This window comes from Serratia sp. AR11, assembly GCF_056376275.1.
On the sequence record NZ_CM150739.1, the window covers coordinates 5,228,299 to 5,254,594 of the forward strand.

At 55.4% G+C, this 26,296-nt stretch carries 23 protein-coding genes; 11 read left to right on the top strand and 12 right to left on the bottom strand.

Annotated features, from left to right (window positions below; translation table 11 throughout):
* Nucleotides 1-39: 39 nt before the first annotated feature.
* Nucleotides 40-963 (top strand): LysR family transcriptional regulator, encoded by a 924-nt coding sequence (locus ACSOSI_RS24700; RefSeq protein ID WP_476706296.1) that lies wholly within the window; start codon nucleotides 40-42, stop codon nucleotides 961-963.
* 77 nt (nucleotides 964-1,040) lie between these two features.
* Here ACSOSI_RS24700 and ACSOSI_RS24705 read toward each other — a convergent pair whose 3' ends face one another.
* Complete coding sequence (locus ACSOSI_RS24705; RefSeq protein WP_476706297.1) at nucleotides 1,041-1,487, bottom strand: nuclear transport factor 2 family protein; 447 nt, start codon at nucleotides 1,485-1,487, stop codon at nucleotides 1,041-1,043.
* A 339-nt stretch (nucleotides 1,488-1,826) separates the two neighbouring features.
* Between ACSOSI_RS24705 and ACSOSI_RS24710 the strand changes: the two genes are divergently transcribed.
* Nucleotides 1,827-2,690 carry a helix-turn-helix domain-containing protein gene (locus ACSOSI_RS24710; protein WP_115183578.1) on the top strand — a complete coding sequence of 288 codons (864 nt, stop codon included), beginning with the start codon at nucleotides 1,827-1,829 and terminating at the stop codon, nucleotides 2,688-2,690.
* A gap of 14 nt (nucleotides 2,691-2,704) precedes the next feature.
* On the opposite strand, the gene ACSOSI_RS24715 is transcribed toward ACSOSI_RS24710, so the two are convergent.
* Nucleotides 2,705-3,901: a BaiN/RdsA family NAD(P)/FAD-dependent oxidoreductase gene (locus ACSOSI_RS24715; RefSeq protein WP_476706298.1), complete on the bottom strand. Its 1,197-nt coding sequence runs from the start codon at nucleotides 3,899-3,901 to the stop codon at nucleotides 2,705-2,707.
* Between the two features lie 299 nt (nucleotides 3,902-4,200).
* Between ACSOSI_RS24715 and pitA the strand changes: the two genes are divergently transcribed.
* On the top strand, nucleotides 4,201-5,703 hold the full coding sequence (pitA, locus tag ACSOSI_RS24720) for an inorganic phosphate transporter PitA (protein WP_012147363.1): 1,503 nt from the start codon (nucleotides 4,201-4,203) through the stop codon (nucleotides 5,701-5,703).
* 74 nt (nucleotides 5,704-5,777) lie between these two features.
* Here the strand turns inward: pitA and uspB are convergent, their stop codons facing one another.
* The gene (gene uspB / locus ACSOSI_RS24725; RefSeq protein WP_026142575.1) at nucleotides 5,778-6,113 is read right to left on the bottom strand and encodes a universal stress protein UspB; all 336 of its coding nucleotides are present in this window, start codon (nucleotides 6,111-6,113) and stop codon (nucleotides 5,778-5,780) included.
* A gap of 612 nt (nucleotides 6,114-6,725) precedes the next feature.
* On the opposite strand from uspB, the gene uspA reads away from it, so the two are divergent.
* From uspA to ACSOSI_RS24765, 8 genes are all read left to right on the top strand, one after another.
* On the top strand, nucleotides 6,726-7,172 hold the full coding sequence (uspA, locus tag ACSOSI_RS24730; RefSeq protein WP_012147365.1) for a universal stress protein UspA: 447 nt from the start codon (nucleotides 6,726-6,728) through the stop codon (nucleotides 7,170-7,172).
* Nucleotides 7,173-7,368: 196 nt separating this feature from the next.
* A complete protein-coding gene (gdhA, locus tag ACSOSI_RS24735) occupies nucleotides 7,369-8,703 on the top strand; it encodes an NADP-specific glutamate dehydrogenase (RefSeq protein ID WP_012147366.1) in 1,335 nt (444 codons plus the stop codon).
* Nucleotides 8,704-9,042: 339 nt separating this feature from the next.
* Entirely contained in the window at nucleotides 9,043-10,029 is a 987-nt protein-coding gene (locus ACSOSI_RS24740; protein ID WP_115183576.1) for an autoinducer 2 ABC transporter substrate-binding protein, read from the top strand.
* A gap of 242 nt (nucleotides 10,030-10,271) precedes the next feature.
* Complete coding sequence (locus ACSOSI_RS24745; protein ID WP_375190148.1) at nucleotides 10,272-11,771, top strand: sugar ABC transporter ATP-binding protein; 1,500 nt, start codon at nucleotides 10,272-10,274, stop codon at nucleotides 11,769-11,771.
* Nucleotides 11,764-12,753 (top strand): ABC transporter permease, encoded by a 990-nt coding sequence (locus tag ACSOSI_RS24750; protein WP_012147369.1) that lies wholly within the window; start codon nucleotides 11,764-11,766, stop codon nucleotides 12,751-12,753. The genes ACSOSI_RS24745 and ACSOSI_RS24750 overlap by 8 nt, the downstream gene beginning before the upstream one ends.
* Before the next feature lies 1 nt (nucleotide 12,754).
* Nucleotides 12,755-13,708 (top strand): ABC transporter permease, encoded by a 954-nt coding sequence (locus tag ACSOSI_RS24755; protein ID WP_012147370.1) that lies wholly within the window; start codon nucleotides 12,755-12,757, stop codon nucleotides 13,706-13,708.
* A gap of 10 nt (nucleotides 13,709-13,718) precedes the next feature.
* Nucleotides 13,719-15,356, top strand: coding sequence for an FGGY-family carbohydrate kinase (locus ACSOSI_RS24760; protein ID WP_012147371.1), 1,638 nt, complete (start codon nucleotides 13,719-13,721; stop codon nucleotides 15,354-15,356).
* Nucleotides 15,356-15,955, top strand: a complete 600-nt coding sequence (locus tag ACSOSI_RS24765; RefSeq protein ID WP_012147372.1) for a KpsF/GutQ family sugar-phosphate isomerase — start codon at nucleotides 15,356-15,358, stop codon at nucleotides 15,953-15,955. The genes ACSOSI_RS24760 and ACSOSI_RS24765 overlap by 1 nt, the downstream gene beginning before the upstream one ends.
* Nucleotides 15,956-15,999: 44 nt before the next feature.
* Here the strand turns inward: ACSOSI_RS24765 and ACSOSI_RS24770 are convergent, their stop codons facing one another.
* The 9 genes from ACSOSI_RS24770 to ACSOSI_RS24810 all read right to left on the bottom strand — a co-directional run bounded on the left by ACSOSI_RS24770 (nucleotide 16,000) and on the right by ACSOSI_RS24810 (nucleotide 26,293).
* On the bottom strand, nucleotides 16,000-17,898 hold the full coding sequence (locus tag ACSOSI_RS24770) for a bifunctional metallophosphatase/5'-nucleotidase (RefSeq protein WP_476706299.1): 1,899 nt from the start codon (nucleotides 17,896-17,898) through the stop codon (nucleotides 16,000-16,002).
* A gap of 150 nt (nucleotides 17,899-18,048) precedes the next feature.
* Nucleotides 18,049-18,795, bottom strand: a complete 747-nt coding sequence (gene rsmJ / locus ACSOSI_RS24775) for a 16S rRNA (guanine(1516)-N(2))-methyltransferase RsmJ (protein WP_017894355.1) — start codon at nucleotides 18,793-18,795, stop codon at nucleotides 18,049-18,051.
* 8 nt (nucleotides 18,796-18,803) lie between these two features.
* Nucleotides 18,804-20,846: an oligopeptidase A gene (gene prlC, locus ACSOSI_RS24780; RefSeq protein WP_476706300.1), complete on the bottom strand. Its 2,043-nt coding sequence runs from the start codon at nucleotides 20,844-20,846 to the stop codon at nucleotides 18,804-18,806.
* Between the two features lie 91 nt (nucleotides 20,847-20,937).
* Nucleotides 20,938-21,630, bottom strand: coding sequence for a GntR family transcriptional regulator (locus ACSOSI_RS24785; protein WP_476706301.1), 693 nt, complete (start codon nucleotides 21,628-21,630; stop codon nucleotides 20,938-20,940).
* A 42-nt stretch (nucleotides 21,631-21,672) separates the two neighbouring features.
* Nucleotides 21,673-22,950, bottom strand: coding sequence for a TRAP transporter large permease (locus ACSOSI_RS24790; protein ID WP_012147377.1), 1,278 nt, complete (start codon nucleotides 22,948-22,950; stop codon nucleotides 21,673-21,675).
* Nucleotides 22,947-23,417, bottom strand: a complete 471-nt coding sequence (locus tag ACSOSI_RS24795; protein ID WP_476706302.1) for a TRAP transporter small permease — start codon at nucleotides 23,415-23,417, stop codon at nucleotides 22,947-22,949. The genes ACSOSI_RS24790 and ACSOSI_RS24795 overlap by 4 nt, the downstream gene beginning before the upstream one ends.
* Before the next feature lie 54 nt (nucleotides 23,418-23,471).
* Nucleotides 23,472-24,458, bottom strand: a complete 987-nt coding sequence (locus ACSOSI_RS24800; protein ID WP_476706303.1) for a C4-dicarboxylate TRAP transporter substrate-binding protein — start codon at nucleotides 24,456-24,458, stop codon at nucleotides 23,472-23,474.
* 46 nt (nucleotides 24,459-24,504) lie between these two features.
* Nucleotides 24,505-25,530: a zinc-binding alcohol dehydrogenase family protein gene (locus tag ACSOSI_RS24805; protein WP_476706304.1), complete on the bottom strand. Its 1,026-nt coding sequence runs from the start codon at nucleotides 25,528-25,530 to the stop codon at nucleotides 24,505-24,507.
* Nucleotides 25,520-26,293, bottom strand: coding sequence for an SDR family NAD(P)-dependent oxidoreductase (locus ACSOSI_RS24810; protein WP_476706305.1), 774 nt, complete (start codon nucleotides 26,291-26,293; stop codon nucleotides 25,520-25,522). The genes ACSOSI_RS24805 and ACSOSI_RS24810 overlap by 11 nt, the downstream gene beginning before the upstream one ends.
* Nucleotides 26,294-26,296: the final 3 nt, after the last annotated feature.

A 26,296-nucleotide genomic window follows, 5' to 3' on the forward strand; every position in this document is an offset into this window, starting at 1 on the left:
AAGGTGGAGAACACATGGCTTATTACATGGGGTAATAGATTGCAGCGAAAATTTGACGATCTCCAATTAGGCACGCTGGAGCTATTTTGTCTGGTGGCAGAGGTGGGCAGTTTTTCGGCCGCCGCCGTCTCTTCGGGCATTACCCCCGCAGCGGTCAGCCGTTCCATCGCCCGGCTGGAGGATCGGTTAGGGGTCCGGCTGTTTGTCCGTTCCACTCGTCATATTCATCTGACTGATGCAGGTAAGAGCTATGCCGAGCAATGTCGGGAGGCGATCGCCCTCATTGATAATGCGGAGCGTCAAATACAAGGCCAGCAGTTGGAGCCAGCCGGGCTGCTGCGCATCAGCATTCCCACCCCCTACGCCCACTACCGCCTGTTGCCGGTCCTGGCCGCCTTTAGCCAACGCTATCCTAAAATTCAATTGGCGCTGAATCTCAATAACGCTAACGTTGACCTCACTGATGGGGGATACGATCTGGCCATTCGCGGTTACCACCCTGCAGACTCAAACCTGATTGCCCGCAAGCTGGAGGATGCCGAATTGGTGGTGGTTGCCGCACCGGATTACCTGACGCGAGCGGGTACCCCCGTTCACCCGGAAGATCTGGCCCAGCATAACTGCATTCAGTTTGAGCTACCCAGCACCGGCAAAAGCGCCCCGTGGACGCTTAGGCACCATAACAAATCGATAGATGTCACCACGCGCGGCAACGTGAGCTGCAACGGGGATTTTTTGGGAGGGTTAACGCTGGCAAAACATGGCATGGGCGTCTTTCAAACTTATCGCTTTACCGTAGCGGACTTACTGGCGAGCGGTGAACTGGTGGAGGTCCTGACAGAATATGGCGGCACCACGCGGCCCTTTATTATGGTCTATCCGCATCAGCGGCATAAGTCACTGGCGCTGCGCAGCCTGATGGACTTTTTAGTGGTGACGCTACAGCCGGTTTCGCCCCCCTAGTCGAAGCAAGGGGCCGTTATCTTAATCACGCGCTATTTTGTTTCATAGCGCGTCAAAATTATTTCGTAGTAAAATAATCAAGCCGATTTAATTGTGACCATGTCAAACACCATCAAGGCATAGAGCGGATCCCAATACTCGCAAAAATGAGAAATTTTGCCATGTGTGATTTCTACAAATGCGTGTATATCCTGATGATAAGGCTTGTTCCCCGGCACCGTAATGGCATCCCCGGTATACTCGAAGAAATAGGTTTTTGTACCGCTCAAGGTGTAGCGGCCCCAATCGCTCAGGGGGTTTATTTTGTAATCGCGTAAGGATAGCCCTAAGCTTTTGGCATAGGTTAAAATAGCCGATTTCCCAGTCAATTTCTTAGGAAAACCTAACGCTTCGCCCGGTGCATAAGGAAACTCAACCACAGCATCCTCGGAAAACAGATCGATGATTTTTTCCGGATTATTAGCAAAATTGTCCAACATTTTTTTCATCAGCTCAGCAGCATGATTTAAATCTTGATGGTGCATGATTCGCTCTCTCTCTATGATTGAAAAAGAAGAGTTATCTAAAAGTTTCCGGGTATGACTGACGCTCCACACCGAGAAAATTCAGATACGTTCCCTGTAGTTCACAGCAGCAAAGCTATATTTTTAAAAAAACGTTGTAAACTCCCTAGTGGTAAAATAAGAAATTACATCATGTAATCTATTCCATCAGTATCAATTAACTTCTTTATTGCGGTATATCATATTGACATGGGTTATTGATTATCTCATCAAGGAATATGTGCATAATCACCGTATAACGTTGTTGAGTGAGCCCTGTTCATAATATGAAATAGGCTTTCATTGATTAAAAGGTTAACCATGGGATCTGATGGATTAGTCTATTCGGACGAAAAAGAATTACAGCTATCTTCATGTTGCTGGGACTATGGCCGGGTCGATCGCGTGCGAGTCAGCGGCCCCCATCAGGCGCGCCTGGTTCGTCCAGCACACACGTTAATCGTCTATGACGGTTACCACTCGGCCGATGGCAACACCACCATCAACGGGGATGTCTGGTTTGACCAAAAACGCACGCCGGCAACCCGAGTGATAGGCCAGGTTGCCGATATCATTCCCTCCGGATGCGATTTTGACGCCATCAGCTATGCCGAAGGCACCCTGAGTTATACGGCAATCTCCATTTCCCCGCGGCTGATTGAACAAATGCCGGGTGGGAAGGCCGGCCTGATTATCGAACCCGGAGCAAATCTGCGTAATCCGCTACTTAAACAACTGTGTCTTGGCCTGCAGGAAAGTGACAGCGAGTTGCATGCTTCATCACTGATGATGGCGATGCTGGCAGAAGCGGCGCGTTATCAGCACGCGGCAACGCCTGATGGGTTACACCGGGAAACGCTTTCCCGGCCAGTGCGCGAACGGTTGGCCAGTTATATCGAGGACAGTCTGGGGGAGAATATTACCTTGCAGGCGATGGCGCAGATTGCCGAACTGAGCATCTTTCATTTTTCGCGTGCTTTCCGGCAACACTTTGGTTTACCGCCCTATCAATACGTCTTATCGCGACGCCTGGAACGGGCCAGGCAGCAAGTGACCCAAACGACGCTCACGCTGACCGCCATCGCGCTGCAATGCGGATTTAGTTCGCCGGGGCAATTCAGTACCCAATTTCGTCGCTATTTTGGCCTGACGCCGTCCGCCATGCGGCTGACTCTCGGGAGATAGCGCCCGCAGTGGGCTTAGTATTCTGCTGCCAGCGCCTGGGCACAGGCCCAGGCCGAGCTCCAGGCCCACTGGAAGTTATAGCCCCCCAGCCACCCTGTCACATCCACCACTTCGCCGATAAAGTACAGGCCCGGCACCTTGGCGGCCTCCATGGTCTTGGAGGACAACTCTTTGGTGTCGACCCCGCCGAGCGTCACTTCCGCCGTGCGATAGCCTTCGGTGCCGTTCGGCTGTACCCGCCAATTTTGCAATGTTTCGACCAGCGCAGCCTGCTGTGTCGGGTTCAACTGCTTCAAGGTAACTTCTGGTAATTGCCCCAGCGTCTGTAAACATTCCACCAGACGCTTTGGCAGGTGCAGCGCCAGGGTATTCTTCAGGCTTTGGTTGGGGTGTGCCTGGCGTTGCTCATTGAGGAACCCCGCCAGATCGAGCGCAGGAAGTAAGTTAACGCTTACAAACTCACCGGGTTGCCAGTAGCTGGAAAGCTGCAATACCGCCGGGCCGGACAGGCCACGGTGGGTGAAAAGCAGGCTCTCACGGAAGCTAACGCCGTTTTCGGCAGTGATCACCGCCGGTACAGAGACGCCAGACAGGGTTTGCAGGTGTTCCAGCAACGGTTTATTCAGGGTGAAAGGCACCAGCGCGGCGCGCGTCGGCAGAACCTTCAGGCCAAACTGCTCCGCCAGCTTGTAGCCGAACGGGGAAGCGCCCAGCCCCGGCATTGACAGACCGCCGCTGGCCACCACAAGTGAGCGAGCGCTCACTTTCTCGCCATTAAGCGCCAGTTCGAAGCCTTCGTCCGTTTTTTCCACCGCCAGCACTTCGCTGCGCAGACGTGTCGTCACCTGGCCCAGCTCGCACTCTTTAACCAACAGTTCGACCACCTGCTGCGCCGAGTCGTCGCAAAACAGCTGCCCGAGCGTTTTCTCGTGATAGGCAATGCCGTGGCGATTGATCAGATCGATAAAATCCCACTGGGTATAACGCGCCAGTGCAGATTTACAAAAATGCGGGTTATTCGACAGGTAAGCAGCCGGTTCGGTGTACATATTGGTAAAGTTACAGCGTCCGCCGCCGGACATCAGGATTTTGCGGCCCGGTTTTTTGCCGTTGTCGAGCAGCAGCACCCGGCGACCGAGTTGCCCTGCCTGCGCCGCGCAAAACATACCCGCTGCGCCCGCACCTATTACCACGACATCAAACTGTTCCACCTGCGCCTCTCTATAAAAACCACAATCGCGACAAAAGGCCGCCATATTACGCCGAATCGCTACCGGTAACCGGCAACTTTACGGCGGCAGATTGTAAAGCCATGACGCCGACAACGCCATAGTAAGAAAATATTACAACGGACCAGGCAGCATAACGCGCTGATATTTCATATCTTTGTCATGCCATCGCCATCATTTCGTCATGTCCAAATCAAAAAAACGTCATATTTTCCTTTTCCCCGGGCCCGGTTGTCACGGATAATGCGCGGCGTTCATGTCCACAAACTGGCGTAACGCTTATGCTGCATTTGTTCGCTGGCCTGGATTTCCATACCGGCCTGATGTTAATTCTCGCATTGTTGTTCGTGTTGTTTTATGAAGCCATTAATGGTTTTCATGATACGGCCAATGCGGTTGCTACAGTAATTTATACCCGTGCCATGCGCTCGCAACTTGCGGTCGTGATGGCTGGTTTGTTCAACTTTCTTGGCGTGATGCTCGGTGGTTTGAGTGTTGCTTACGCCATTGTTCACCTGTTGCCAACAGATCTGTTGTTGAACGTCAGTTCAGCACACGGATTAGCCATGGTCTTTTCCATGCTGCTGGCGGCTATCATCTGGAACCTCGGCACCTGGTATTTCGGTCTGCCGGCCTCCAGTTCTCATACGCTGATTGGCGCAATTATTGGTGTGGGTTTGACCAACGCACTGATGACCCACACCTCGGTGGTGGATGCGCTTAACGTCCCGAAAATGATTGGTATTTTCCTGTCATTGCTCATCTCGCCACTGGTTGGCATGATGGTCGCCGGGTTGATGGTGTTTGCCTTGCGCCGCTATTGGAGTGGCACCAAGAAACGCCAGCGTATCCACATGACCCCTGCTGAACGTGAAAAGGTCGACGGCAAACGCAAGCCGCCGTTCTGGACCCGTATCGCTCTGATCCTGTCGGCTATCGGCGTTAGCTTCTCGCACGGCGCCAACGACGGCCAGAAAGGTATCGGCTTGATTATGCTGGTGCTGATCGGCGTTGCGCCGGCCGGCTTCGTGCTCAATATGAATGCAACCGGTTATGACATCACCCGTACTCGTGATGCCGTGGCCCACCTGCAGCAATATTATGAGCAGCACAGCGATGCCCTGTCGCACGTGGTCGCTCTCACTCCGTTGGTGCCAAGCCCGGATGAGGACGTCTCGCCGGATAAACCCGTCGAGTTCCACTGTGACAGTGCCCGCGCCATGCCGGCAATTGGGCTTGCCTCCGGGTTGCTGAACAATCTGCAAAGTTACGATCAACTGTCGGTAGATCAGCGCAGCCACCTGCGCCGCCTGCTGATGTGCGTAACAGACACCGCAGACAAGATTGCCAAGCTGCCGGAAACCTCAAGCCAGGACCAACGTTTCCTGAAAAACCTGCGTCAGGATCTGCTGCAAACCGTTGAGTATGCACCGATCTGGATTATCGTCGCGGTTGCTCTGGCGTTGTCACTCGGTACCATGGTCGGCTGGCAGCGCGTAGCCACCACCATTGGCGAGAAAATCGGTAAGAAGGGCATGACCTACGCTCAGGGCGTGTCGGCTCAGATGACCGCAGCCTTGTCGATTGGTGTCGCCAGTTATACCGGTATGCCGGTTTCCACCACCCACGTGCTTTCTTCGGCGGTAGCCGGGACCATGATCGTGGACGGCGGCGGCGTACAAAGCAAAACCGTGAAGAATATCCTGTTGGCCTGGTTGTTAACCCTGCCGATTTCGATTCTGCTTTCCGGTTCGCTGTACTGGTTGGCGCTTAAGGTGATCTAAGCAGTTTGCTCCATATGAAAGGCGGCCCTGGTGGCCGCCTTTTCTTTATCTGTTGCAGGGCAAACAGGCCGGGCTTAATACCAGATCATCAACGCCAGCAGGCTGATCACCACCAGCCCGCACAGGGCGGAAGTCAGCATAAACTGCCCGCGCACCCGTTCGCAGCGGCGGATAAACTCCGGATCGTGATGCTCGATATAGCGCTGTGAGAAGATATAACGCACCAGCCGTATCTGCTTGCTCGGCTGCCCATGGGCGGTAAAGAAACCACCACCGTCAACATACTGGTACAGCAGCGGGTCACAGCCGCGCAAAACCACCAACAGCGCGCGCAGAGAAGAGTAATACCGCACCATGTTTAACACACACACCACACACAGAGCCCAAAACAGCGCGACGGTACTGATCATGATTGCCTCCTCAAGGCGTTGTAATCCACGGCGCTCCGCCGGGTCCAACTGCCCTACCTCTATTACCCATTACTGCGGGAGCCTACCGCTCCGATCCCCTTGGCACCGCACAGGCCGCGCATAACCCACCGCCACTGAAAGCAAACCCTCGCCACGCAGAGACTCAACGCAGGGTTTCACTCAGTGGAGTAATGATAAGGCCCATATTCATTATTGTAGGTTAATGAAACGCAAACTGGCCTGAGCAGTAGATAAAATTTACCGCATCCCGCCGATTTGTCAGCGACTCATTAGTTATAACTGATTACCGCGCTGAATAGCCCACCGGGCCTTTTCTCCTGTCCGATGGGACATTCGGGACTATACTCTGTTTAAGAATGCTTATATTTCAAGCGGTCAACACGCCAATAGCACCACGAGCGATAGGATTTTCCGGCTGGCGGGTGTAAAACTGACCGGGTTGAAATAAAGAGATTTTTTGATGCGATGCAGTGTGATCGCCTCAACATATCATTGCGTTAACTGAATGATAAAATGAAACCTAAAGCGCCAGGCTGGTACGCTGAATGCCTGCTAACCTTTTAATCGGCATTATATGGAAGGAGTATTCTCATGGCTTACAAACACATTCTGATCGCGGTAGACCTGTCCCCGGAAAGTAAAATCCTGGTGGAGAAAGCCGTATCTATGGCGCGTCCGTACAACGCCAAAGTTTCCCTGATCCACGTAGATGTTAACTATTCCGACCTGTATACCGGCCTGATCGACGTTAATCTCGGCGATATGCAAAAACGTATCTCGGAAGAAACCCACCATGCCCTGACCGAGCTGTCACAAAATGCCGGCTATCCGATTACCGAAACCCTCAGTGGCAGCGGCGATTTGGCGCAGGTGCTGGTCGACGCCATCAAGAAGTACGATATGGACCTGGTTCTGTGCGGCCACCACCAGGATTTCTGGAGCAAGTTGATGTCCTCCGCGCGTCAGTTGATCAACACCGTGCACATCGACATGCTGATCGTACCGCTGCGCGATGAAGACGAAAAAGCTGAAGACTAAGTAAGCGCCTACCAACTAAATTCCCCAACGCCCGCTACTGCGGGCGTTTTTCATTCTGCCGCCATCATTAATCGCTTGATAATCAACCGCCCTCCGATGATATAGTCGCTAAAGACACAACATCATTCCCCACGCTTTACCTAAACCTATAGCTATAAAAATGGTGGGGGAAATTCAATGCTACAAGGAGTTATCCATGGAATCGGTAGAATCATTTTTGTCCTCACTACAACAGCATAATCCTCATCAGCCGGAGTTTCTGCAGGCGGTAAGAGAAGTTTTCACCTCGCTGTGGCCGTTTATCGAGCGTAACCCGCGCTACCGTGAATATGCCCTGCTGGAACGCCTGGTGGAACCGGAACGCACCATCCAGTTCCGTGTCAGTTGGGTCGACGATCGTGGCCAGGTGCAGGTTAACCGTGCCTGGCGCGTGCAGTTCAACTCCGCGATTGGGCCTTATAAAGGCGGCATGCGTTTTCATCCGTCGGTCAATTTGTCGATTCTGAAATTCCTCGGCTTCGAGCAGACCTTCAAAAATGCGCTGACTACGCTGCCAATGGGCGGCGGCAAAGGCGGTTCGGACTTTGATCCGAAAGGTAAAAGCCAGGCGGAGATCATGCGTTTCTGCCAGTCGCTGATGACCGAGCTGTACCGCCATCTGGGGCCTGACACCGACGTGCCCGCCGGGGATATTGGCGTTGGCGGCCGTGAGGTCGGCTTTATGAGCGGCATGATGAAGAAGCTGTCCAACAACACCGCCTGCGTGTTTACCGGCAAGGGCCTGTCATTCGGCGGCAGTCTGATCCGCCCCGAAGCCACCGGCTATGGCCTGGTGTACTTCACCGATGCCATGCTGCAACGTCACGGGTTGGGTTTTGAAGGCATGCGGGTGGCGGTTTCCGGGTCAGGTAACGTGGCGCAGTACACCATTGAAAAGGCGCTGGAACTGGATGCACGGGTGATCACCGTCTCTGACTCCGGCGGTACACTGGTCGATGAGGCAGGTTTCACCACCGAAAAGCTGGCCCATTTGGCAGAGATCAAAAACCAGCGGTATGGCCGGGTAGAAGACTATGCCCGTGAACGCGGCCTGACCTATCTGGCCGGCCAGCAGCCCTGGAGCGTCCCGGTAGATATCGCCCTGCCGTGCGCCACCCAAAACGAGCTGGATCTGGAAGCGGCACAAACGCTGATCCGCAACGGCGTCAAAGCCGTGGCCGAAGGCGCCAATATGCCCACCACCATTCAGGCGACCGATGCGTTCCTGGATGCCGGCGTGCTGTTCGCGCCGGGCAAGGCCGCCAACGCCGGTGGGGTGGCAACCTCCGGGCTGGAGATGGCACAGAATGCCGCGCGCATCGGCTGGCGAGCGGAAAAAGTGGATGTACGTTTACAACATATCATGGCGGATATTCATCAAGCCTGCGTGGAATACGGCGGTGAGGGCAAGCAAACCCACTACGTACAGGGTGCCAATATCGCTGGATTCGTCAAGGTTGCCGACGCCATGCTGGCACAGGGCGTGCTGTAACCGCCGCATAAGGTGATCTTGTTCACACATCGATCAAATGCTTCCATGCCGGCGCTCAAGCCGGCATTTTTTCCGCCGAAAACCCTCGTCCTCCCATTCTTATTGTTTATGCATTGTTAATAACTGCGATTTATTATGTTAATTTAATGATGTTTTTAGGTGGTAAAATTACCACCACTGAATTATTCAACATTTAATTAACATTAAAACCGTCGTAATTTTACTTCAATGTGCACAGATCACAATTTCTCTACTCTCGTTACGCTCCCTCTTCCTTTCCTTTGTAATCTGCTCAGGTGGAAAAACAACCACCCCTACAGATAAAAAAGGTACAGCGAAATGAAATTTAACCTCGCATTATTAAATGCATGTGTGGTTTCTGCGTGCATGTTATCGACAACACCTGTTCTGGCTGCTGAAAAGTACGAAATTGCCGTGGTCGCTAAAGTGACCGGCATTCCCTGGTTCAACCGTATGGAAGTCGGCGTCAACGAAGCGGCGAAAAAGCTCGACGTTAATGCCTACCAGACCGGGCCTGCGACCCCAGATCCCGCGGCACAGGTCAAAGTGATTGAAGACCTGATCGCCAAGAACGTTAACGCCATCATCGTGGTGCCGAACGACGCCAAGGTGCTGGAGCCAGTGCTGAAGAAGGCACGTGATAAAGGCATCGTAGTGCTGACCCATGAATCGCCAGACCAGCAGATTGGTCAGTGGGATATCGAAACCATCGACAGCGAGAAGTATGCGCAGGCCAACGTCGATGAACTGGCAAAAGACATGGGCGGCAAAGGTGGCTACGCCATTTACGTTGGCTCGCTGACCGTGCCGTTGCACAACGCCTGGGCGGATTCCGCCATCAAGTACCAGAAAGCCAAATACCCGGACATGTTCGAAGTGACGTCACGTCTGCCAGTGGCCGAAAGCATTGATAAATCCTACGCCACCACGCTGGATTTGATGAAAACCTACCCGCAGATGAAAGGCATTATCGGTTTTGGCTCCCTCGGCCCGATTGGTGCCGGTCAGGCGGTCGCCAAGAAACGCGCCAAGGACAAAATTGCCGTGGTCGGTATCGCCATGCCGGGGCAGGCCGCCCCTTACCTGATGCGCGGCGACATCAAGAAAGCGCTGCTGTGGGATCCGAAAGACGCCGGCTACGCGCTGGTGACGGTGGCCGATCAGCTCTTGCAGGGCAAAGAAGTGACCAAAGACTTGTCGATCGAAGGTTTGGGTAAGGCCGACGTCGATATGGATAAGAAAGTGATTCGGTTTAATAAAATTCTTGAAGTGACTAAAGATAATGCCAAATCGCTAGGCTTCTAACCTTAAGTAATATTGCTCCACACCGGGAAAGTAATTAAATAACGTCGGCGCGCAGCCTATCGCGCCCGACGATAATAAGAACCTGCATAGGTTCAGACGACTGACAAAGTCCATTATTCGGAGAGCGTGCCGAAAGGGTCGTAGCGGCTTGCCCGCCGGAGCGCCCCTCGGTGCGCTAGGCCCGGGTATCTCGGGCTCAAAGACCACTTTGTCATCAACCTCAACCTGCATAGGTTAATGCCATGACCACATCCACCGCATTTATCAGCCTGGAAAATATCAGTAAAAAATTTCCGGGCGTGCTGGCACTGGACCAGATCAACCTGACCCTGAATATTGGCGAAGTGCACTGCCTGGCCGGACAAAATGGCTGTGGCAAAAGCACCATAATTAAAATTATTTCCGGCGTTTATCAGCCGGAAAAAGGCGCCAATATTTCGCTGGAAGGCAAACTCTTTCATTCACTGACGCCGCAGCTGTCCGGTTATTACGGCATTCAGGTGATTTATCAGGATCTTTCGTTATTCCCCAATCTGACGGTGGCGGAAAATATTGCCATTCACCGCTACCTGCCCGGCGGTCATTTCTGGGTACGCAAACGGGTGATGCGTCAGACGGCGCTGGCTGCCATGGCGCGCGTCGGCGTGCATATCGATCCCGACAAGAAAGTCGAAAAACTGTCGATTGCCGATCGCCAACTGGTGGCGATTTGTCGCGCCATCGCTGCCGAAGCGCGGCTGGTGATTATGGATGAACCTACCGCCTCGCTGACGCGTCAGGAGGTCGACGGCCTGCTGCGGGTGGTTAACGAACTGAAAGCGGCCGGCATCTGCGTGGTGTTTGTCAGCCACCGGCTGGACGAGGTGATGGAAGTCGCCGACCGTATCAGCGTGATGCGCGACGGCAAGCTGGTCGGTACTTACCCGGCAAGTGAACTCGACAGCCATGAGCTGGCGTTCCTGATGACCGGCCAACGCTTCCACTACAGCCAGTTACCCCCACGGCCCGCAGCCGAGAGTGCGCCACTGCTCGAAGTGCGCAATCTCAGCCGACGCGGTAAATATCAGGACATCAATCTTTCACTGCACGGCGGCGAGATCGTCTCGATCGTCGGCTTGCTGGGCGCAGGCCGCACCGAGCTGTGCCTCAGCCTGTTCGGCATGACCCGCCCGGACAGCGGTGAAATTCGGATCGACGGCCAACCGGTGCGGCTGCATAACAACCGCGAAGCGGTGCGCCAGGGCATCGGCTATGTGTCGGAAGATCGTCTGACGCAGGGGTTGATCATGGAGCAGTCGATCTACGACAACACCATTGTCACGGTGTTTGATCAACTGCATACCTCGCTCGGGCTACTGGATCACGCCAAAGCGACCGCGTTGGTGAACCGATTGATCCACGATCTGAACATTAAGGTTTCCGACAGCGCGCTACCGGTCAAAACCCTGTCCGGCGGCAACGCGCAGCGCATCGCTATCGCCAAGTGGGTGGCCACGCAGCCGAAGATCCTGATCCTCGACTCGCCGACCGTCGGGGTAGATATCGCCAACAAAGAGGGGATCTACCAGATCGCCAAAGATCTGGCGGCGCTCGGCATGGCAGTGTTGATGATCTGCGACGAGATCCCGGAAGCCTATTACAACAGCCATCGGGTGTTGGTGATGCGCAAGGGCGAGCTGATCGCCGAGTTTTCGCCGCACCAGAGTACCGAACAACAGATCGCCGAGGTGGTGAATGGATAAGTCATTACTGGCCCGCCTGGCCGGGCGGCACGAATTTTACCTTGGCCTGCTGGTGTTGTTGCTGGCCATCGGCCTGAGCGTTAGCACCAGCGAGTTTCTGACGCTGGGCAACCTGACCGACGTCGCCACCAGCTATGCCATTCTCGGCATTCTTGCCTGCGGCCTGTTCGTGGTGCTGATTGCCGGTGGCATCGACATTTCGTTCCCGGCGATCACCGCTATCGCCCAGTACGTGATGGCCAGTTGGGTGATCCAGCACGGCGGCGGTTTCCCGCTGGCGTTCGCTCTGGCGATAGGCGTCGGCCTGCTGCTCGGGCTGGTGAACGGTTTTCTGGTCTACTGGCTGAAAGTACCGGCAATCATCATCACCATCGCCACGCTGAACCTGTTCTACGGCCTGCTGGTGTACGCCACCAACGGCACCTGGCTGTACGGTTTCCCCGACTGGTTTATGGACGGCATCAGTTGGTTCTCGTTCCAGGGCGCCGACGGCTACGACTACGGCCTGACGCTGCCGCTATTGTGCCTGCTGGCGGTGATTATCGTCACCGGCGTGCTGATGAACTTCACCCGTCTTGGCCGCCAGATTTTCGCCATGGGCGGCAACCGCGATGCGGCATCGCGTCTGGGGTTGAACCTGCTGCGACTGCACTTCTACGTTTACGGTTACATGGGCATTCTGGCGGGTATCGCCGCCGTGGTGCAGGCACAGATCACCCAGTCGGTGGCGCCCAACTCCCTGCTCGGCTTCGAACTGACGGTGCTGGCGGCGGTGGTACTGGGCGGCACCAGCATGACCGGCGGCCGCGGCTCGCTGACCGGTACGCTGCTCGGCGTGGTGCTGCTGGCTTTCCTGCAGAACGGTCTGACGCTGCTCAGCGTATCGGCCTATTGGCACCAGGTGTTCAGCGGCGCGATCATTTTGATCAGCATCAGCAGCACCGCCTGGAATGAAAAACGCAAGCTGGCCAAGGAGCTATGAGATGACCCAGTTAACCCGTCTGATCCCAAGCGATCGGATCATCCGCCTGCAAAGCGCGATCATTATCGTCGTGGCGCTGCTGTTCGCCGGGCTGCTTGGATCGCGCTTCTTCAGCCTGGGTAATTTCCAGTCGATCGCCTCGCAGTTGCCGATCCTCGGCATGTTGGCGCTCGGCATGGGCATTACCATGCTGACCGGCGGTATCAATCTGTCGATTATCGCCGGGGCCAACGCCTGTTCGCTGGTGATGGCGGCAATTATCGTCAGCCACCCGGACCAACCGCTGTTTCTGGTACTGGCGCTGCTGGCCGGGTTGTTGGTCGCCGTCGCCATTGGCGCGCTTAACGGCGTGCTGGTCGCTTGGGTCGGCGTTTCGCCGATCCTTGCCTCGCTCGGCACCATGACGCTGATCACCGGCCTGAATATTCTGTTGTCCAACGGCGCGGTGATCTCCGGCTTCCCGGCGGCGATTCAATATCTCGGCAACGGCAGCCTGCTCGGCATTCCGGTGGCGCTGCTGCTGTTCCTGCTGGTCGCCGTGGGCCTGTGGCTGTTGCTGGAGCACACCACGCTGGGGCGCAGCCTGTATTTAATCGGCTCCAACGAGCAGGCTACCCGTTTCAGCGGGGTGAACACCGCCCGGGTGCAAATCGCGGTGTATGTGCTGTCCGCCCTGCTCGGCTGGGGTGCGGCGTTGCTGATGATGGCCAAGTTCAACTCGGCCAAGGCCGGCTACGGCGAATCCTATTTGCTGGTGACCATTCTGGCCTCGGTGCTGGGTGGGATTAACCCGGACGGCGGGTTTGGCCGGGTGCTTGGCCTGGTGCTGGCACTGATTGTGCTGCAAATGCTGGAAAGCGGCCTCAACCTGCTGGGCGTCAGCAGCTATCTGACCATGGCCCTGTGGGGTGCGGTGTTGATCTTGTTTATCGCGTTACAGAATCGAAAAGCCTAGGAGAAAAATAATGGCGAGCTATTTTATTGGCGTAGATGTAGGCACCGGAAGTGCGCGCGCTGGGGTATTCGATCTCAACGGCCATATGGTCGGGCAGGCCAGCCGGGCTATCGACCTGTATCGACCGAAGGCTGACTTTGTTGAACAGTCCTCGGACAATATCTGGCAGGCAGTGTGCAACGCGGTGCGCGATGCGGTTAATCAGGCCGATATCAACCCGATTCAGGTCAAGGGGCTGGGTTTCGACGCCACCTGCTCGCTGGTGGTGCTGGACAAAGAGGGGAAACCGCTGACCATCAGCCCTTCCGGCCGTACCGAACAGAACATTATCGTGTGGATGGATCACCGGGCCATCACCCAGGCCGAGCGTATTAACGCCACCAAACACCGGGTGCTGGATTTCGTCGGCGGCATCATCTCGCCGGAGATGCAGACCCCTAAAATGCTGTGGCTCAAGCAGCATATGCCGACCACCTGGGCCAACGCCGGTTACCTGTTTGATCTGCCGGACTTCCTCACCTGGCGCGCCACCCAGGACGCCACCCGTTCGCTGTGTTCGACGGTGTGCAAATGGACTTATCTCGGCCATGAACAGCGCTGGGACAAAAGCTATTTCAAACAGATTGGCCTGGAAGACGTACTGGAACACGATGCCGCCAAAATTGGCAGCGACGTCAAAATGATGGGTGAACCGCTGGGCCACGGCCTGACCCAGCGCGCCGCCAGTGAGATGGGGTTGATTGCCGGCACCGCGGTCAGCGTGTCGATCATTGATGCCCACGCCGGTACTCTCGGCACGCTGGGGGCTACCGGGGCTTCCGGTGAAGTGGCAGACTTTAATCGCCGCGTGGCACTGATCGGCGGCACCTCGACCGGGCATATGGCGATGTCGCGCACTGCACGCTTTATCCCCGGCGTGTGGGGGCCTTATTACTCGGCCATTCTGCCGGAATACTGGCTGAACGAAGGCGGCCAGTCCGCCACCGGCGCGCTGATTGACCACATCATCCAGTCACATCCTTGTTATCAGGAGCTGCTGGCGCAGGCAAAAACCCAGGGGCAGACCATCTATGAGGTACTAAACGCCCTGCTGCGCCGGATGGCGGGCGAGCCGGAGGATATTGCCTACCTGACCAAAGACATTCATATGCTGCCGTATTTCCACGGTAACCGTTCGCCGCGTGCCAATCCGACGCTAACCGGCACCCTGACCGGGCTGAAGCTGTCACGCACCCCGGAAGACATGGCGTTGCACTATCTGGCCACCATCCAGGCCATCGCCCTCGGTACCCGTCATATTATCGAAACCATGAATCAAAGCGGTTACAGCATCGATACCATCATGGCCAGCGGCGGCGGCACCAAGAACCCGATTTTCGTGCAGGAACATGCCAACGCCACCGGCTGTGCCATGCTGCTGCCGGAAGAGAGCGAGGCGATGCTGCTGGGCGGCGCGATGATGGGCACCGTGGCGGCCGGGGTATTCGACAGCCTGCCGGAAGCGATGAGCGCCATGAGCCGTATCGGTAAAACCGTGACGCCGCAGACCAACAAGATCAAACGCTATTACGATCGTAAATACCGCGTGTTCCATGAGCTGTATAACGACCATATGAAATACCGCCAACTGATGCAGGAGGACGCCTGATGCAGCAGGAATGGCAACGGGCAACGCAGGCCTGGGCAATTTACAGCCGGGAGCTGGCGCAGTTGGGCCAGCGCATCGACCCACAAACCTGGCAACGGCTGTTGACCCTGCTGGCGGCGTGTCGGGGTAAAATTGTGGTCACCGGCGTTGGCACTTCCGGCATCGCGGCACGCAAGATTGCCCATATGCTAGCCTGCGTGGAGCGACCGGCTATTTACCTGAACGCTACCGACGCGGCGCACGGCGATCTGGGTTTTCTGCGCGGTGATGATCTGATGATCTTGATTTCACGCGGCGGCAATTCCGACGAGTTGACCCGCCTGCTGCCGACGCTGCAGGCCAAGGGCGTAACCGTGATTGGCGTGACGGAAAACCCAGATTCGGCGATCGCTCAGGCGGCTCAGTTAACGGTCCGCACCGGGGTTGAAAATGAGATAGATCCGCTGAACATGCTGGCAACGACTTCTATCGTGCTGGTATTGGCGATTTTCGATGCGGCCTGCGCCTGTCTGATGGAGCGCAGTGGCTATGACAAGGAAACGCTGCTGGCGGTACACCCGGGCGGCGACGTCGGCAAGCGTTTACGGCAGGGAAATTAGTGCCGATAGGGCTCAGCATTCACATGCCGAGCCCGTTATCACCCTCAGGCTTTGTTAATCGCCTCGATAATCACCAACTGGTCACTCAAACGCTTTTTCACCAGCGGATCGCTGGCGGCGCTCAACTGTGCCTGCAACGCGGCCTGTTGCTGCTGACGGGCCTGCGGTTCGCCGATCAGCAACCCTTTCACGTTGAACGACGCCACGTTGCCATAACGCCCATCTTCGCTGGTAGGTACGCTGATTTTGCCGTCGTTCAGCAGTTTTTCGACGATTTTGCGCTCACGTTCGTAACCTTCCAGCCCGACCAACTGCCAGCGCTGCACCGCCTGCCCCTGATACTGGCCCTTTTTCACCTCGGTCAGATAGCGAATGGTCAGATTGCGGATGGTACCGGCCTCTTCACCGTATTCCACCTTGCTGTCAGAGAGCACCGGGAACTGCATGCCTTCCAGCGCGCCGCCTTTTTGCGTCAGGTGCCCCATGCGGTAGCTGTTCATTCCCAGACGGATTGGCGTGCTGTCCGTCACCGGCGTGCCGTCGGCCATTTTCAGGTCACGGATGCGCTGCCCGGCCGGTTGGCGCAGGTCGATTTTGTAGGTCACGCCATCGAAGAAATCATTGGTGGAATATTTGGACGCGCGGCGCTGCGGGTTAAAACTGTAGGTCACGTCGCCGTCATGCAGCTGATTGAAGTAGCCCGCCGACCATTCCATATACTTCTTCAATTCTTTGCCGCTGAGCTGATAGACGGTGATCTCGCCGCCGGCATATTGGTAGTTAAAGGCAATGTCCTTGGCGGTGATGGTACCGACGTTCAGCTTCGGGCGGTCGTTATCAATCTGCAACGCGATCACCTGCGCCTGCGGTGCATAGTAATGCCCGGCTTCCTGATACAGCTTGCTGATACCGGTATCCTGCACGTGCACCTGCGGAATGCCCTTCACCGCATCCGGCGGTACCAGATCCTGGCCGCTGAGCTGAGCAATCGGTCGGTTGGCGTTAGCGCGCAAAATCTTGTGGTACGGCTGATAAATCTCTTCGAGTTTTTTATCCGAGGCGATGCCTTTAATCGGGTAGGTGTAACTGTCTTTGTTGATCAGCACGTACTTGCCGTTGTGCTGCTCAAACTGCAGATCGATGCGTGACAGCGCGCGGCCATATTTGTCCGGTTCGGTGACGATCACGCCGTTAATCACTTCTTTATCGACTTTTACGTGCATATGCCCGGCGACGATCGCCGCCAGTTCCGGGTTGGCTCTGGCAATATCGCCCACGCCGGTACCCGGCCGCTGGTTCTCGTTGTCGATCCCCATGTGCGCCACCAGCACGATGGCGTCCACTTGCCCCTGGATCTGCTGGATCACCTGCTTCACCGCCTCGACCGGGTTGGTAAAGTTCAGCCCTTTCACCCGATCGGTGCCTTTGGCGAATTCGGCAGTCATCGGCGTATCCATACCGATAATGCCGATTTTCACCCCCTGGCGTTCAATGATTTTATACGCCGGCAGGTAGGGCTTACCGCTGTCCCAGAGAATGTTGCCGGCCAGTGCCGTGCCTTTGAATTGATTGAGTGAAGTGGAAAGCGGTTTGAGGCCGAAGTCGAATTCGTGATTACCCATCACCCAGACGTCATAGTCCAGCGCGTTAAAGCCGAGGATCATCGGGCTGGTTTTGTCGTTTTTAAAGGTCTCGACAAAGTTGCCCTGAATGGTGTCACCGGCATCGACCAGGATCACGTTCGGCTGCTGGGCGCGCACTTGATGCACCTGAGTGGCAATTTGGCTCAGGCTGCCGGCCTGATTGGCGGTGTCGGTAGAATAATCCCAGGGCACAAAGGTGCCGTGCAGATCGGAAGTGCCAAGAATGGTGATATTGACAGGTTCAGAGGCCATCGCAGAGGTACCCAGGCAAAGCAAAACGGCAAGGAGTGTCTTTTTCATTATTTATTTAATTATAGGAAGGGAAACGAAAAGGAATCATGCGATCTGGTCGGCATATTTGCCAGAGGGATTTCAAGCGGATTCAGAGAATTGGGAGGTAGATCAGATTGAACCGCGAACTCAGCACTCTGAGCCCGCGGGCATAAATATTTACACGGGCATGTAGATATCGAAACGGTGACTTTTTGTCGTCGACGCCGCATGCGCCTGTACGTTAGCCAACGGCGGGGCATAATCCGGGCGTTTCACCACCACGCGCTTGGTCGCCAGACGACGTGCCGGTTCCAGCAGGCCATCTGCGTCATCATCGCTGCCCACCAGCGACTGGAACACCCGCATCTCCTTTTTCACCAACGCACTTTTCTGCTTATGCGGGTACATCGGATCGAGGTACACCACCTCCGGCCGTGGATCAATATCCCCCAACGCCGTCAGGCTGGAGGCATGCAACAGCGTCATGCGCTCACGCAACCATGGGCCGATCTCCGCATCCTGATAGCCGCGCTGCAGGCCGTCATCCAGCAATGCCGCCACCACCGGATTACGCTCCAGCATCCGCACCCGGCAACCCAGAGAGGCCAGCACAAAGGCATCGCGCCCCAGGCCGGCAGTGGCGTCTACCACGTCAGGCCGGTAACTGCCCTTGATGCCAACCGCCTTCGCCACCGCTTCACCGCGCCCGCCGCCAAATTTGCGCCGATGCGCCATGGCGCCAGAGACAAAATCAACGTAGATCGCCCCGAGTTTGGGTTCGTCACGCTTGCGCAGCTCCAGCCGTTCGGGCGTCAATACCAGCGCCATCAGCGCCTCGTCGTCCGAAGTTAACTGCCAGCGCTGCGCCAGAATAGACAAGGCGCCGGGGTCGGCGCCTTCTTCACACAATAAACACACGCTCACCGGTGGGGTTATCCTTTAATGCCGTAATGGCGCAGCATAGCATCCAGCTGCGGCTCACGGCCACGGAAGCGTTTGAACAGTTCCATCGGCTCTTCCGAACCGCCGCGCGACAGGATGTTGTCGAGGAAGGATTTACCGGTTTCAGCGTTGAAAATCCCCTCTTCCTCAAAGCGCGAATAGGCATCGGCCGACAGCACTTCCGCCCACAGGTAGCTGTAGTAGCCCGCCGCGTAGCCGCCGGCGAAGATATGGCTGAAAGCATGTGGGAAACGGCCCCAGCTTGGTGAAGGCACCACCGCCACCATTTTCTTCACTTCCGCCAAGGTTGGCAGGATCTGCGCGCCGCTTGAAGGGTTGTATTCGGCGTGCATGCGGAAGTCGAACAGGCCGAACTCCAACTGGCGCAGAATAAACAGCGCCGCCTGGTAATTTTTCGCGGCCAGCAGCTTGTCGAGCATCTCTTTCGGCAGCGGTTCACCGCTCTGATAGTGGCCGGAGATAAACGCCAGCGCTTCCGGCTCCCAGCACCAGTTTTCCATAAACTGGCTTGGCAGTTCGACCGCATCCCATGGCACACCGCTGATGCCGGAAACGCCTGCGGTGTCGATCTGGGTCAGCATATGGTGCAGACCGTGGCCGAACTCGTGGAACAAGGTGGTCACTTCGTTATGGGTGAACAGCGCCGGCTTGTCGCCCAACGGACGGTTAAAGTTACAGGTCAGGTAGGCGACCGGTTTTTGCAGTTCGCCGTTGGCCTTGCGCAGGCTGCCGACGCAGTCGTCCATCCACGCCCCGCCGCGTTTGTTTTCACGCGCATACAGGTCAAGGTAGAAGCTGCCGCGCAGCTCGCCGTTGGCGTCGAACAGATCAAAGAAGCGCACCTCTGGATGCCAGGTATCCACATCCTTGCGCTCTTTGGCAGTGATGCCGTAAATGCGTTTGACCACTTCGAACAGCCCTTCCACCACCCGCTGTTCCGGGAAGTACGGGCGCAGTTGCTCGTCGCTGATCGAGAACAGGTGTTGTTTCTGTTTTTCGCCGTAGTAAGTAATGTCCCAGGCTTCCAGTTCATCTACGCCGTAATGCTGTTTGGCGAAGGCGCGCAGCTGCGCCAATTCCTGCTCGGCCTGTGGACGGGCGCGTTTGGCCAGATCGCTGAGGAAACCGAGCACCTGCTCCGGGTTTTCCGCCATTTTGGTCGCCAGCGATTTGTCGGCGTAGCTGTCAAAGCCCAGCAGTTGGGCCAGTTCATGGCGCAGCGCCAGCGTTTCCGCCATCACTTCGCTGTTGTCCCACTTACCGGCATTCGGCCCCTGATCGGAAGCGCGGGTAGCGAAGGCGCGATACATCTCTTCACGCAGTGCGCGGTTGTCGCCGTAGGTCAGTACCGGCAGATAGCTCGGCATATCCAGCGTCAGCAGCCAGCCGTCCTGCTCTTTGGCCTGCGCCATCGCCTGAGCCTGGGCCAACGCGCTTTCCGGCAGGCCGCTCAGTTCGGTTTCATTGGTGATCAACTTGCTCCAACCCATGGTGGCGTCGAGCACGTTGTTGCTGTAGGTAGAACCCAGCTCGGACAGACGCGCGACGATTTCACCATAGCGACGCTGTTTTTCCGGCGACAGGCCGATACCCGACAGCTCAAAATCACGCAGCGCATTTTCTACCGACTTGCGCTGTGGTGCGGTCAGTTGATTGAAGGCTTCGCCTTCTTTCAGGCTGCGGTACGCCTGATACAAACCTTCGTGTTGCCCAACCCAGGTGCCGTATTCAGACAGCAACGGCAGCGCCTGCTCATAGGCGGCACGCAGTTCCGGGCTGTTTTTTACCGAGTTCAAATGCCCCACCGGCGACCAGATGCGCGACAGGCGATCGTCAGACTCCGCCAGCGGCTGACACAGATTATCCCAGGTGAACGGTCCCGGCTGCGCGACAACGCGCTCTACCGCAGCGCGGCAATCGGCCAAGGCGGATTGCACCGCAGGCACGATATCTTCTGGGCGAATGGCGGAAAACGGTGGCAGGGAAAACGGGGTCAGCAACGGATTTATCATAGGGCAGTCCTGATTAGCGTTGGGGCCCGCCGCAGCGGGCAGGCCTTAAAATGCGTATGAATATCTAACATGGAGCCAAGCGGCAGGAAAATCAATGATCGCGGCTAAGGTATTCCGGTGCGATCTGTTTCAAATCATCAAACACTGACCAAACATGGGCTTTAATCAGTTCCCGCGCGGGTTGCACCTGCCCACTGACGATCAACCGCAGCAGTTGCTGATGTTGTTCTATGGAGCGGCGAATACCTGCCACATTCACCGGTGAACACTGGCGAGCGCGATCCAGATGGGCACGATTGGCATACAGATTATCCCACAGCGAATCCAGCGCCAGCTGGTCGACCAACCGGTGGTGGAACTCCAGATCAAAACGAAACACGCTGGCGTAGTCCTGCTTGTCAAAAGCGCCAAGCTGGCTATCGATCAGTTTTTGGCAGGCTTTTTCCACCGTTTTACTGATACCGCTTAATGCCAATTGCTCGACGACCGCACCTTCCAGTGCCGCACGGATAAAAGCGTTCTCTTCTACCCGTTTGACTTCTATCAGTTTTACCCGTGTATGCAGGTTCGGCACCATATCGATGAAGTTGTCATGCTTCAACAAAATCAAAGCTTCTCGCAATGGCGTGGGCGATACATTCAATTGATGCGCGAGTTCGTTTTTTTCCAGGATCATTCCCGGCGCAAACTCACCATAAATAATGCGTTCTTTCAGCCAATGGTAAATTTGCATCTTGACGGGTTTTTCCCGATCCAACAGCAGCCGACTCATAACGGATCTCATAAGTGGTATTTCTGAAATAGTATTCTCCCACTGTTTACAAAGCTATAGCCCAGGTAAAAAGGTCGAAATCGCCGGTACCAGCGTCACCAACAGCAATACCGTCAGCAATGCCAGTAACAGCGGCCAGACCTCTTTGATAAAGGCAGAAACCTGGGTACCGGTAATCGAATTGGCAATAAACATAATGGTGCCCATCGGCGGTGTCAGGCTGCCAATCGCCAGGTTAAGAATGATCAGAATGCCAAATTGGATCGGATCGATCCCCAGAGCCTTCACCGTTGGCATCAGCAGCGGTACCAACACGATAATTGCCGCATTACCTTCAATAAACATCCCCAGGACCAGTAAAAACAGGTTGAGCGCCAACAGGAACAACAGCGGGTTATCCGACAGTGACGTAATCATCTCCGCGACCGTCTGGGCAGTTCGTTCCCAACTCAATATCCAGGCGAATGCTGAGCAGGCCATGATAATGAGCATAATACCCGCCGTAGAAGCGGCCGTATCCAACAGGGCCTCACCGATATCGGCCACCTTCATTTCACGGGTGAAAAACAGGCCGATGCCAATGGCAAACACCACCGCAATCGCCCCCGCTTCGGTCGGTGTGAAAGCACCGATGCGGATCCCGCCGATAATCACCAGCACCAGAACAAGCGCCGGCATCGCCTGCCACAGCGCTTGCCCAAGCTCGCGACAGTTCGGTGCATCGGTATTACTGGCCTGGTAATTGCGCCGCCGGGAAAGATGGCGAATAGTCAGCATCAGCGCCGCACAGCACAATATTCCCGGCACGATACCCGCCAGAAACATTTTGCCGATCGACACATCCGCCACATAGCCGTAAATAATCAGGGCAATACCCGGCGGGATGATTGGCGTGATCAACGACCCCGCCGCCGTCACCACCGTAGCGAAGGCCTTGCTGTAGCCTTTGCGCGTCATTTCCGGCACCAGCATTTTGCACAGCATGGCGCAGTCCGCCAAACTGGAGGCCGAAAGGCCGCCCATCAAGGTACTGAGTAGCACATTGGCCTGCGCCAGTCCGCCGTAGAATTTGCGCGTCAGTAATTCCGCCAGCGTCAGCATTCTTCGGGTAATACCAGTGTAATTCAACAAATTGCCCAGCAAGATAAAGAAGGGGATCGCAAGCAGCGTGGTGTTCTCACTGGCTCCAACGATCCTTTGTGCTGCAATGAGCGGCGAGGGATCGCCCGCGAGGAAAAACCAACTCAATACCGCCAGGATAACACTGATAAATATCGGTAATTTGCTGATAAAACCCAGCAGTAAAATAATGCAGGAGATCGCTACCGTCATGATGATTCTCCCATGCGTTTGTCGCGGTAACATAGGTTGACGACCAATTGCAGCACCATCAGCAATGACCCCACCGGGATCGCCATATCGATCCAGCGGTAACGGATACCGAGGATCGGGGTGATCTTTTCTCCCGCACCTTCCGCCAGCATCAAACCAAGCCAGGCAAACGACAGCAAGACAACTATGCTCAAGGCATCGTTCCAATAAAGCACCAGCCGACGGGCACTTGTGGGCAACAGATTGACAAAAACATCAATGCCGACATGCTTGCGCCGCTTCATTGCGCTGACCGCCCCCAGCATGATGGCCCACAGATAGAGCGCTAATTGCAGCTCTTCCACCCAGGGCAACGGCGCATGCACCAGGTAACGCATCACTACCGCCAGTACCGTTACCGCCACAATCGCAGTCAACACCAGGCAGGCGAGAATATCGTCAAGATTAACCAATAACTTTCGGATCATGATTATTACTCCCCCGGTGCGATGCAGCGGAAGTTATAGAAGAAAGGCAGTAAATTATTCTAAATAGCCCTGAAGTTTTTCATATAATCCCGGCGTCCATTCCGGGAATTTCTGATAGGCCGACTTTGACGCCTGCCGGAATAATTCACGGTCAACCTCAATCACCGTCACGCCCGCCGCTTTCATTTTTTCCCGATCTTGCTTATCAGCCTGGATAATTAACCTGGTCATATAATTACCGGCTTCCTCACAGGATAGCGTTAACGCTTTTTTAATCTCATCAGGAAGTTGGCTGTAATATTTCTGACCAATAATCAGTTGGGTGACATTATCAATATGCCCGGTCATGATCAGGTACCTGGCCGGTTCAAAAAGCTTTTGGCCGTACAGTACCGGGATTGGGTTTTCCGCACCGTCGATCACTCCGGTAGTCAACGCGGTATACACTTCGCCCAATGGCATGGGGGTTGGGGTTGCCCCCATCGCCTTGATGGCTTCAATAAAGATACGGCTGTTGGCGACGCGGATTTTTACGCCTTTCAGATCAGCCGGGGTATGGATGGGTTTGTTCACCACCATCTGGCGGATACCGTACAGCCAGTTAGCCGCCAGGATATGAAACCCTTTGTCGTCCAGTTGACGTGACAGGTCGGTAAACCAGGGCGTTTTGGTCAAGGTGAAAATATCGTTGTAATCGCGCCCCAGATACGGCCCCATCATAATGCCGAAGTCGGGTATATAGTCGGCAAAAAAGGCCCCATCTGCCAGGGTGATCATCGCACTCCCCAGCTTGATTTGCTCCATCACGTCTTTTTTTGATCCTAATGAAGAGCTGGGGAACAAAATAAGTTCGCCTTGGCCGTTAGTTTTTTCTTTAAAGAGTTCAGCCCACTTTCTTACCGCCAGATCAAAAGGCTCACCCGGGTTATTTTCATAAGAAACCCGTATAGTATATTTTGCGGAAATTGATTCCGCGCTGAAAACAAGTAAAGAAAATAATGCGCAGGTCAATATGACCCAGCACTTAAGTTGTCCTTTCATAATAATAATCTCCAGTTCAATTATTCAGGTAACCGACTGCGGATGCTTAAAATAGAATGACCGACTTCACATTGCCTGGCTGATTGAGTTGTTCAAATTGATATTGATCTAATTCAGAGAAGGGTATTTCCCGGGTGCACAGTTTTTCCGGGCTGATTTTTCCCTGCTGCAGTAAAGTGATTACCTTGATGAAGTCTTCGCGATCCGCTGCACGGCTACCGAGCAGTTCCAATTCCCTTTTATGGAAAGCCAGGTCATTAAAGCTCACTTCACCGGTATGCAGGCCGACAAACACCAACGTCCCGCCTGCGGCGATCCGTTCTACCTGACTGTTCATGGAAGCCGGGTTGCCCGTTGCATCAATAATCACCTGTGGGCCATCGCCGTGGGTCAACACCCGCAATTGTTGCTCAAAAGCGGTATCTAATGGGTTCAATACGTCGGTAAAACCATATTGCTCGCCAGCAAATGCCTGACGCTGCGGATCGGCTTCTGCCACTATCACTTCGGCCCCCAGGCTACGCCCGATATCCGCAATGCCTAATCCGATAGCTCCCGCCCCCACCACCAACAGGCTCACTCCGTGGGTCACCCCACTGCGTCGTACCGCATGGGCAGCAATGGCATAAGGCTCAATTAACGCTGCCTGAAGATGAGAGATCCCCGTGACCGCCAGCAGAGCATCTTCAGCCACCGTCACATATTCCTGCATCGCTCCGGTTCGATGAATTCCCATCACCGACAAAGCAGTGCAACAAGTGGTGCGCCCACGCCGACAGGCCGCACACCGCCCACAATGACGATAGGGGATCACCACCACCTGTTGACCGGGTTGATACAGCGCGGCATCTTGCCCGCAGGCCACCACTTCGGCGCTGATTTCATGCCCCAACACCGCCGGGTACTGCATCATCGGTTGACGTCCGTGGAAAGCGTGAATATCCGAACCGCAGACTCCCAAAGCGCACATTTTCAGCAGGACTTCTCCAGTCCCCGGCAACGGTATTGGCCGCCGCTGTTGGCTCAGTTGGCCCGGTTTGATGCACACTAATACCTTCATTTCAGAAGCCATAGCTCAGCGCCCCCCCGTCCACGGCAAAATCCTGCCCGGTGATGTAACGCGAGGCCTCACTGACCAAAAACCACACCATGGCACCCAGTTCTTCACGCGGATGGCCGTAACGGTGCAGCGGCATCCGGTTAATAATACGTTCCAGCCGCTGCGGATCGGCGACCACCTGCGTCATATTGGTCTGGATCCAACCCGGTGCCACCGAATTGACGCGGATGTTTTCCTGCGCCCATTCCACAGCCAACCCACGGGTCATGCCAGTAACCGCTGCCTTGGTCGAGCAATAGGGCACCACCTCGCTAAAACCCAGATGCGCCGCCATTGAGGAAATATTGACGATACGGCCGATATACGCCGAGCGGGTCAAATGCGGGAAACAAAGTTGCGACAAGAAGAATACGGCATCAACGTTAATCTGGTGAATTTTCCGCCACCAGGCTTCATCAACCTGTTCGGCACGCACACGCTTGGTAATGCCTGCGTTGTTAATGAGGAAGTCGATCGCCCCATCAGCTGCCACCCTATCGACTGCGGCCTGTAATTGTTCGCGATCGGTAATATCCACTTGTATATCAACCACTCCGGGGTTCAAGGCATAATCAATGCCGGTAGTCTGCGTGGGTTCCAGACTGAAGTTGAATACCCGTGCCCCGGCATCTGCCAGCAAATGAGCAATGCCGCGCCCAATACCGGATGATGCGCCGGTAACAATGCCGGTCCGGCCCTGTAATGAAAAATACTGAGTTAAAACGTCCTGTTTCATCGC

Coding starts and splice junctions, on each gene's coding strand:
- ACSOSI_RS24740 (WP_115183576.1), top strand. CDS start 9,043: ATGAAATTTAACCTCGCATTATTAAATGCATGTGTGGTTTCTGCGTGC.
- ACSOSI_RS24805 (WP_476706304.1), bottom strand. CDS start 25,530: ATGGCTTCTGAAATGAAGGTATTAGTGTGCATCAAACCGGGCCAACTG.
- ACSOSI_RS24810 (WP_476706305.1), bottom strand. CDS start 26,293: ATGAAACAGGACGTTTTAACTCAGTATTTTTCATTACAGGGCCGGACC.
- ACSOSI_RS24800 (WP_476706303.1), bottom strand. CDS start 24,458: ATGAAAGGACAACTTAAGTGCTGGGTCATATTGACCTGCGCATTATTT.
- ACSOSI_RS24795 (WP_476706302.1), bottom strand. CDS start 23,417: ATGATCCGAAAGTTATTGGTTAATCTTGACGATATTCTCGCCTGCCTG.
- uspB (WP_026142575.1), bottom strand. CDS start 6,113: ATGATCAGTACCGTCGCGCTGTTTTGGGCTCTGTGTGTGGTGTGTGTG.
- gdhA (WP_012147366.1), top strand. CDS start 7,369: ATGGAATCGGTAGAATCATTTTTGTCCTCACTACAACAGCATAATCCT.
- ACSOSI_RS24750 (WP_012147369.1), top strand. CDS start 11,764: ATGGATAAGTCATTACTGGCCCGCCTGGCCGGGCGGCACGAATTTTAC.
- ACSOSI_RS24785 (WP_476706301.1), bottom strand. CDS start 21,630: ATGAGATCCGTTATGAGTCGGCTGCTGTTGGATCGGGAAAAACCCGTC.
- ACSOSI_RS24765 (WP_012147372.1), top strand. CDS start 15,356: ATGCAGCAGGAATGGCAACGGGCAACGCAGGCCTGGGCAATTTACAGC.
- ACSOSI_RS24710 (WP_115183578.1), top strand. CDS start 1,827: ATGGGATCTGATGGATTAGTCTATTCGGACGAAAAAGAATTACAGCTA.
- ACSOSI_RS24755 (WP_012147370.1), top strand. CDS start 12,755: ATGACCCAGTTAACCCGTCTGATCCCAAGCGATCGGATCATCCGCCTG.
- prlC (WP_476706300.1), bottom strand. CDS start 20,846: ATGATAAATCCGTTGCTGACCCCGTTTTCCCTGCCACCGTTTTCCGCC.
- pitA (WP_012147363.1), top strand. CDS start 4,201: ATGCTGCATTTGTTCGCTGGCCTGGATTTCCATACCGGCCTGATGTTA.
- ACSOSI_RS24705 (WP_476706297.1), bottom strand. CDS start 1,487: ATGCACCATCAAGATTTAAATCATGCTGCTGAGCTGATGAAAAAAATG.
- uspA (WP_012147365.1), top strand. CDS start 6,726: ATGGCTTACAAACACATTCTGATCGCGGTAGACCTGTCCCCGGAAAGT.
- ACSOSI_RS24760 (WP_012147371.1), top strand. CDS start 13,719: ATGGCGAGCTATTTTATTGGCGTAGATGTAGGCACCGGAAGTGCGCGC.
- ACSOSI_RS24790 (WP_012147377.1), bottom strand. CDS start 22,950: ATGACGGTAGCGATCTCCTGCATTATTTTACTGCTGGGTTTTATCAGC.
- ACSOSI_RS24770 (WP_476706299.1), bottom strand. CDS start 17,898: ATGAAAAAGACACTCCTTGCCGTTTTGCTTTGCCTGGGTACCTCTGCG.
- ACSOSI_RS24745 (WP_375190148.1), top strand. CDS start 10,272: ATGACCACATCCACCGCATTTATCAGCCTGGAAAATATCAGTAAAAAA.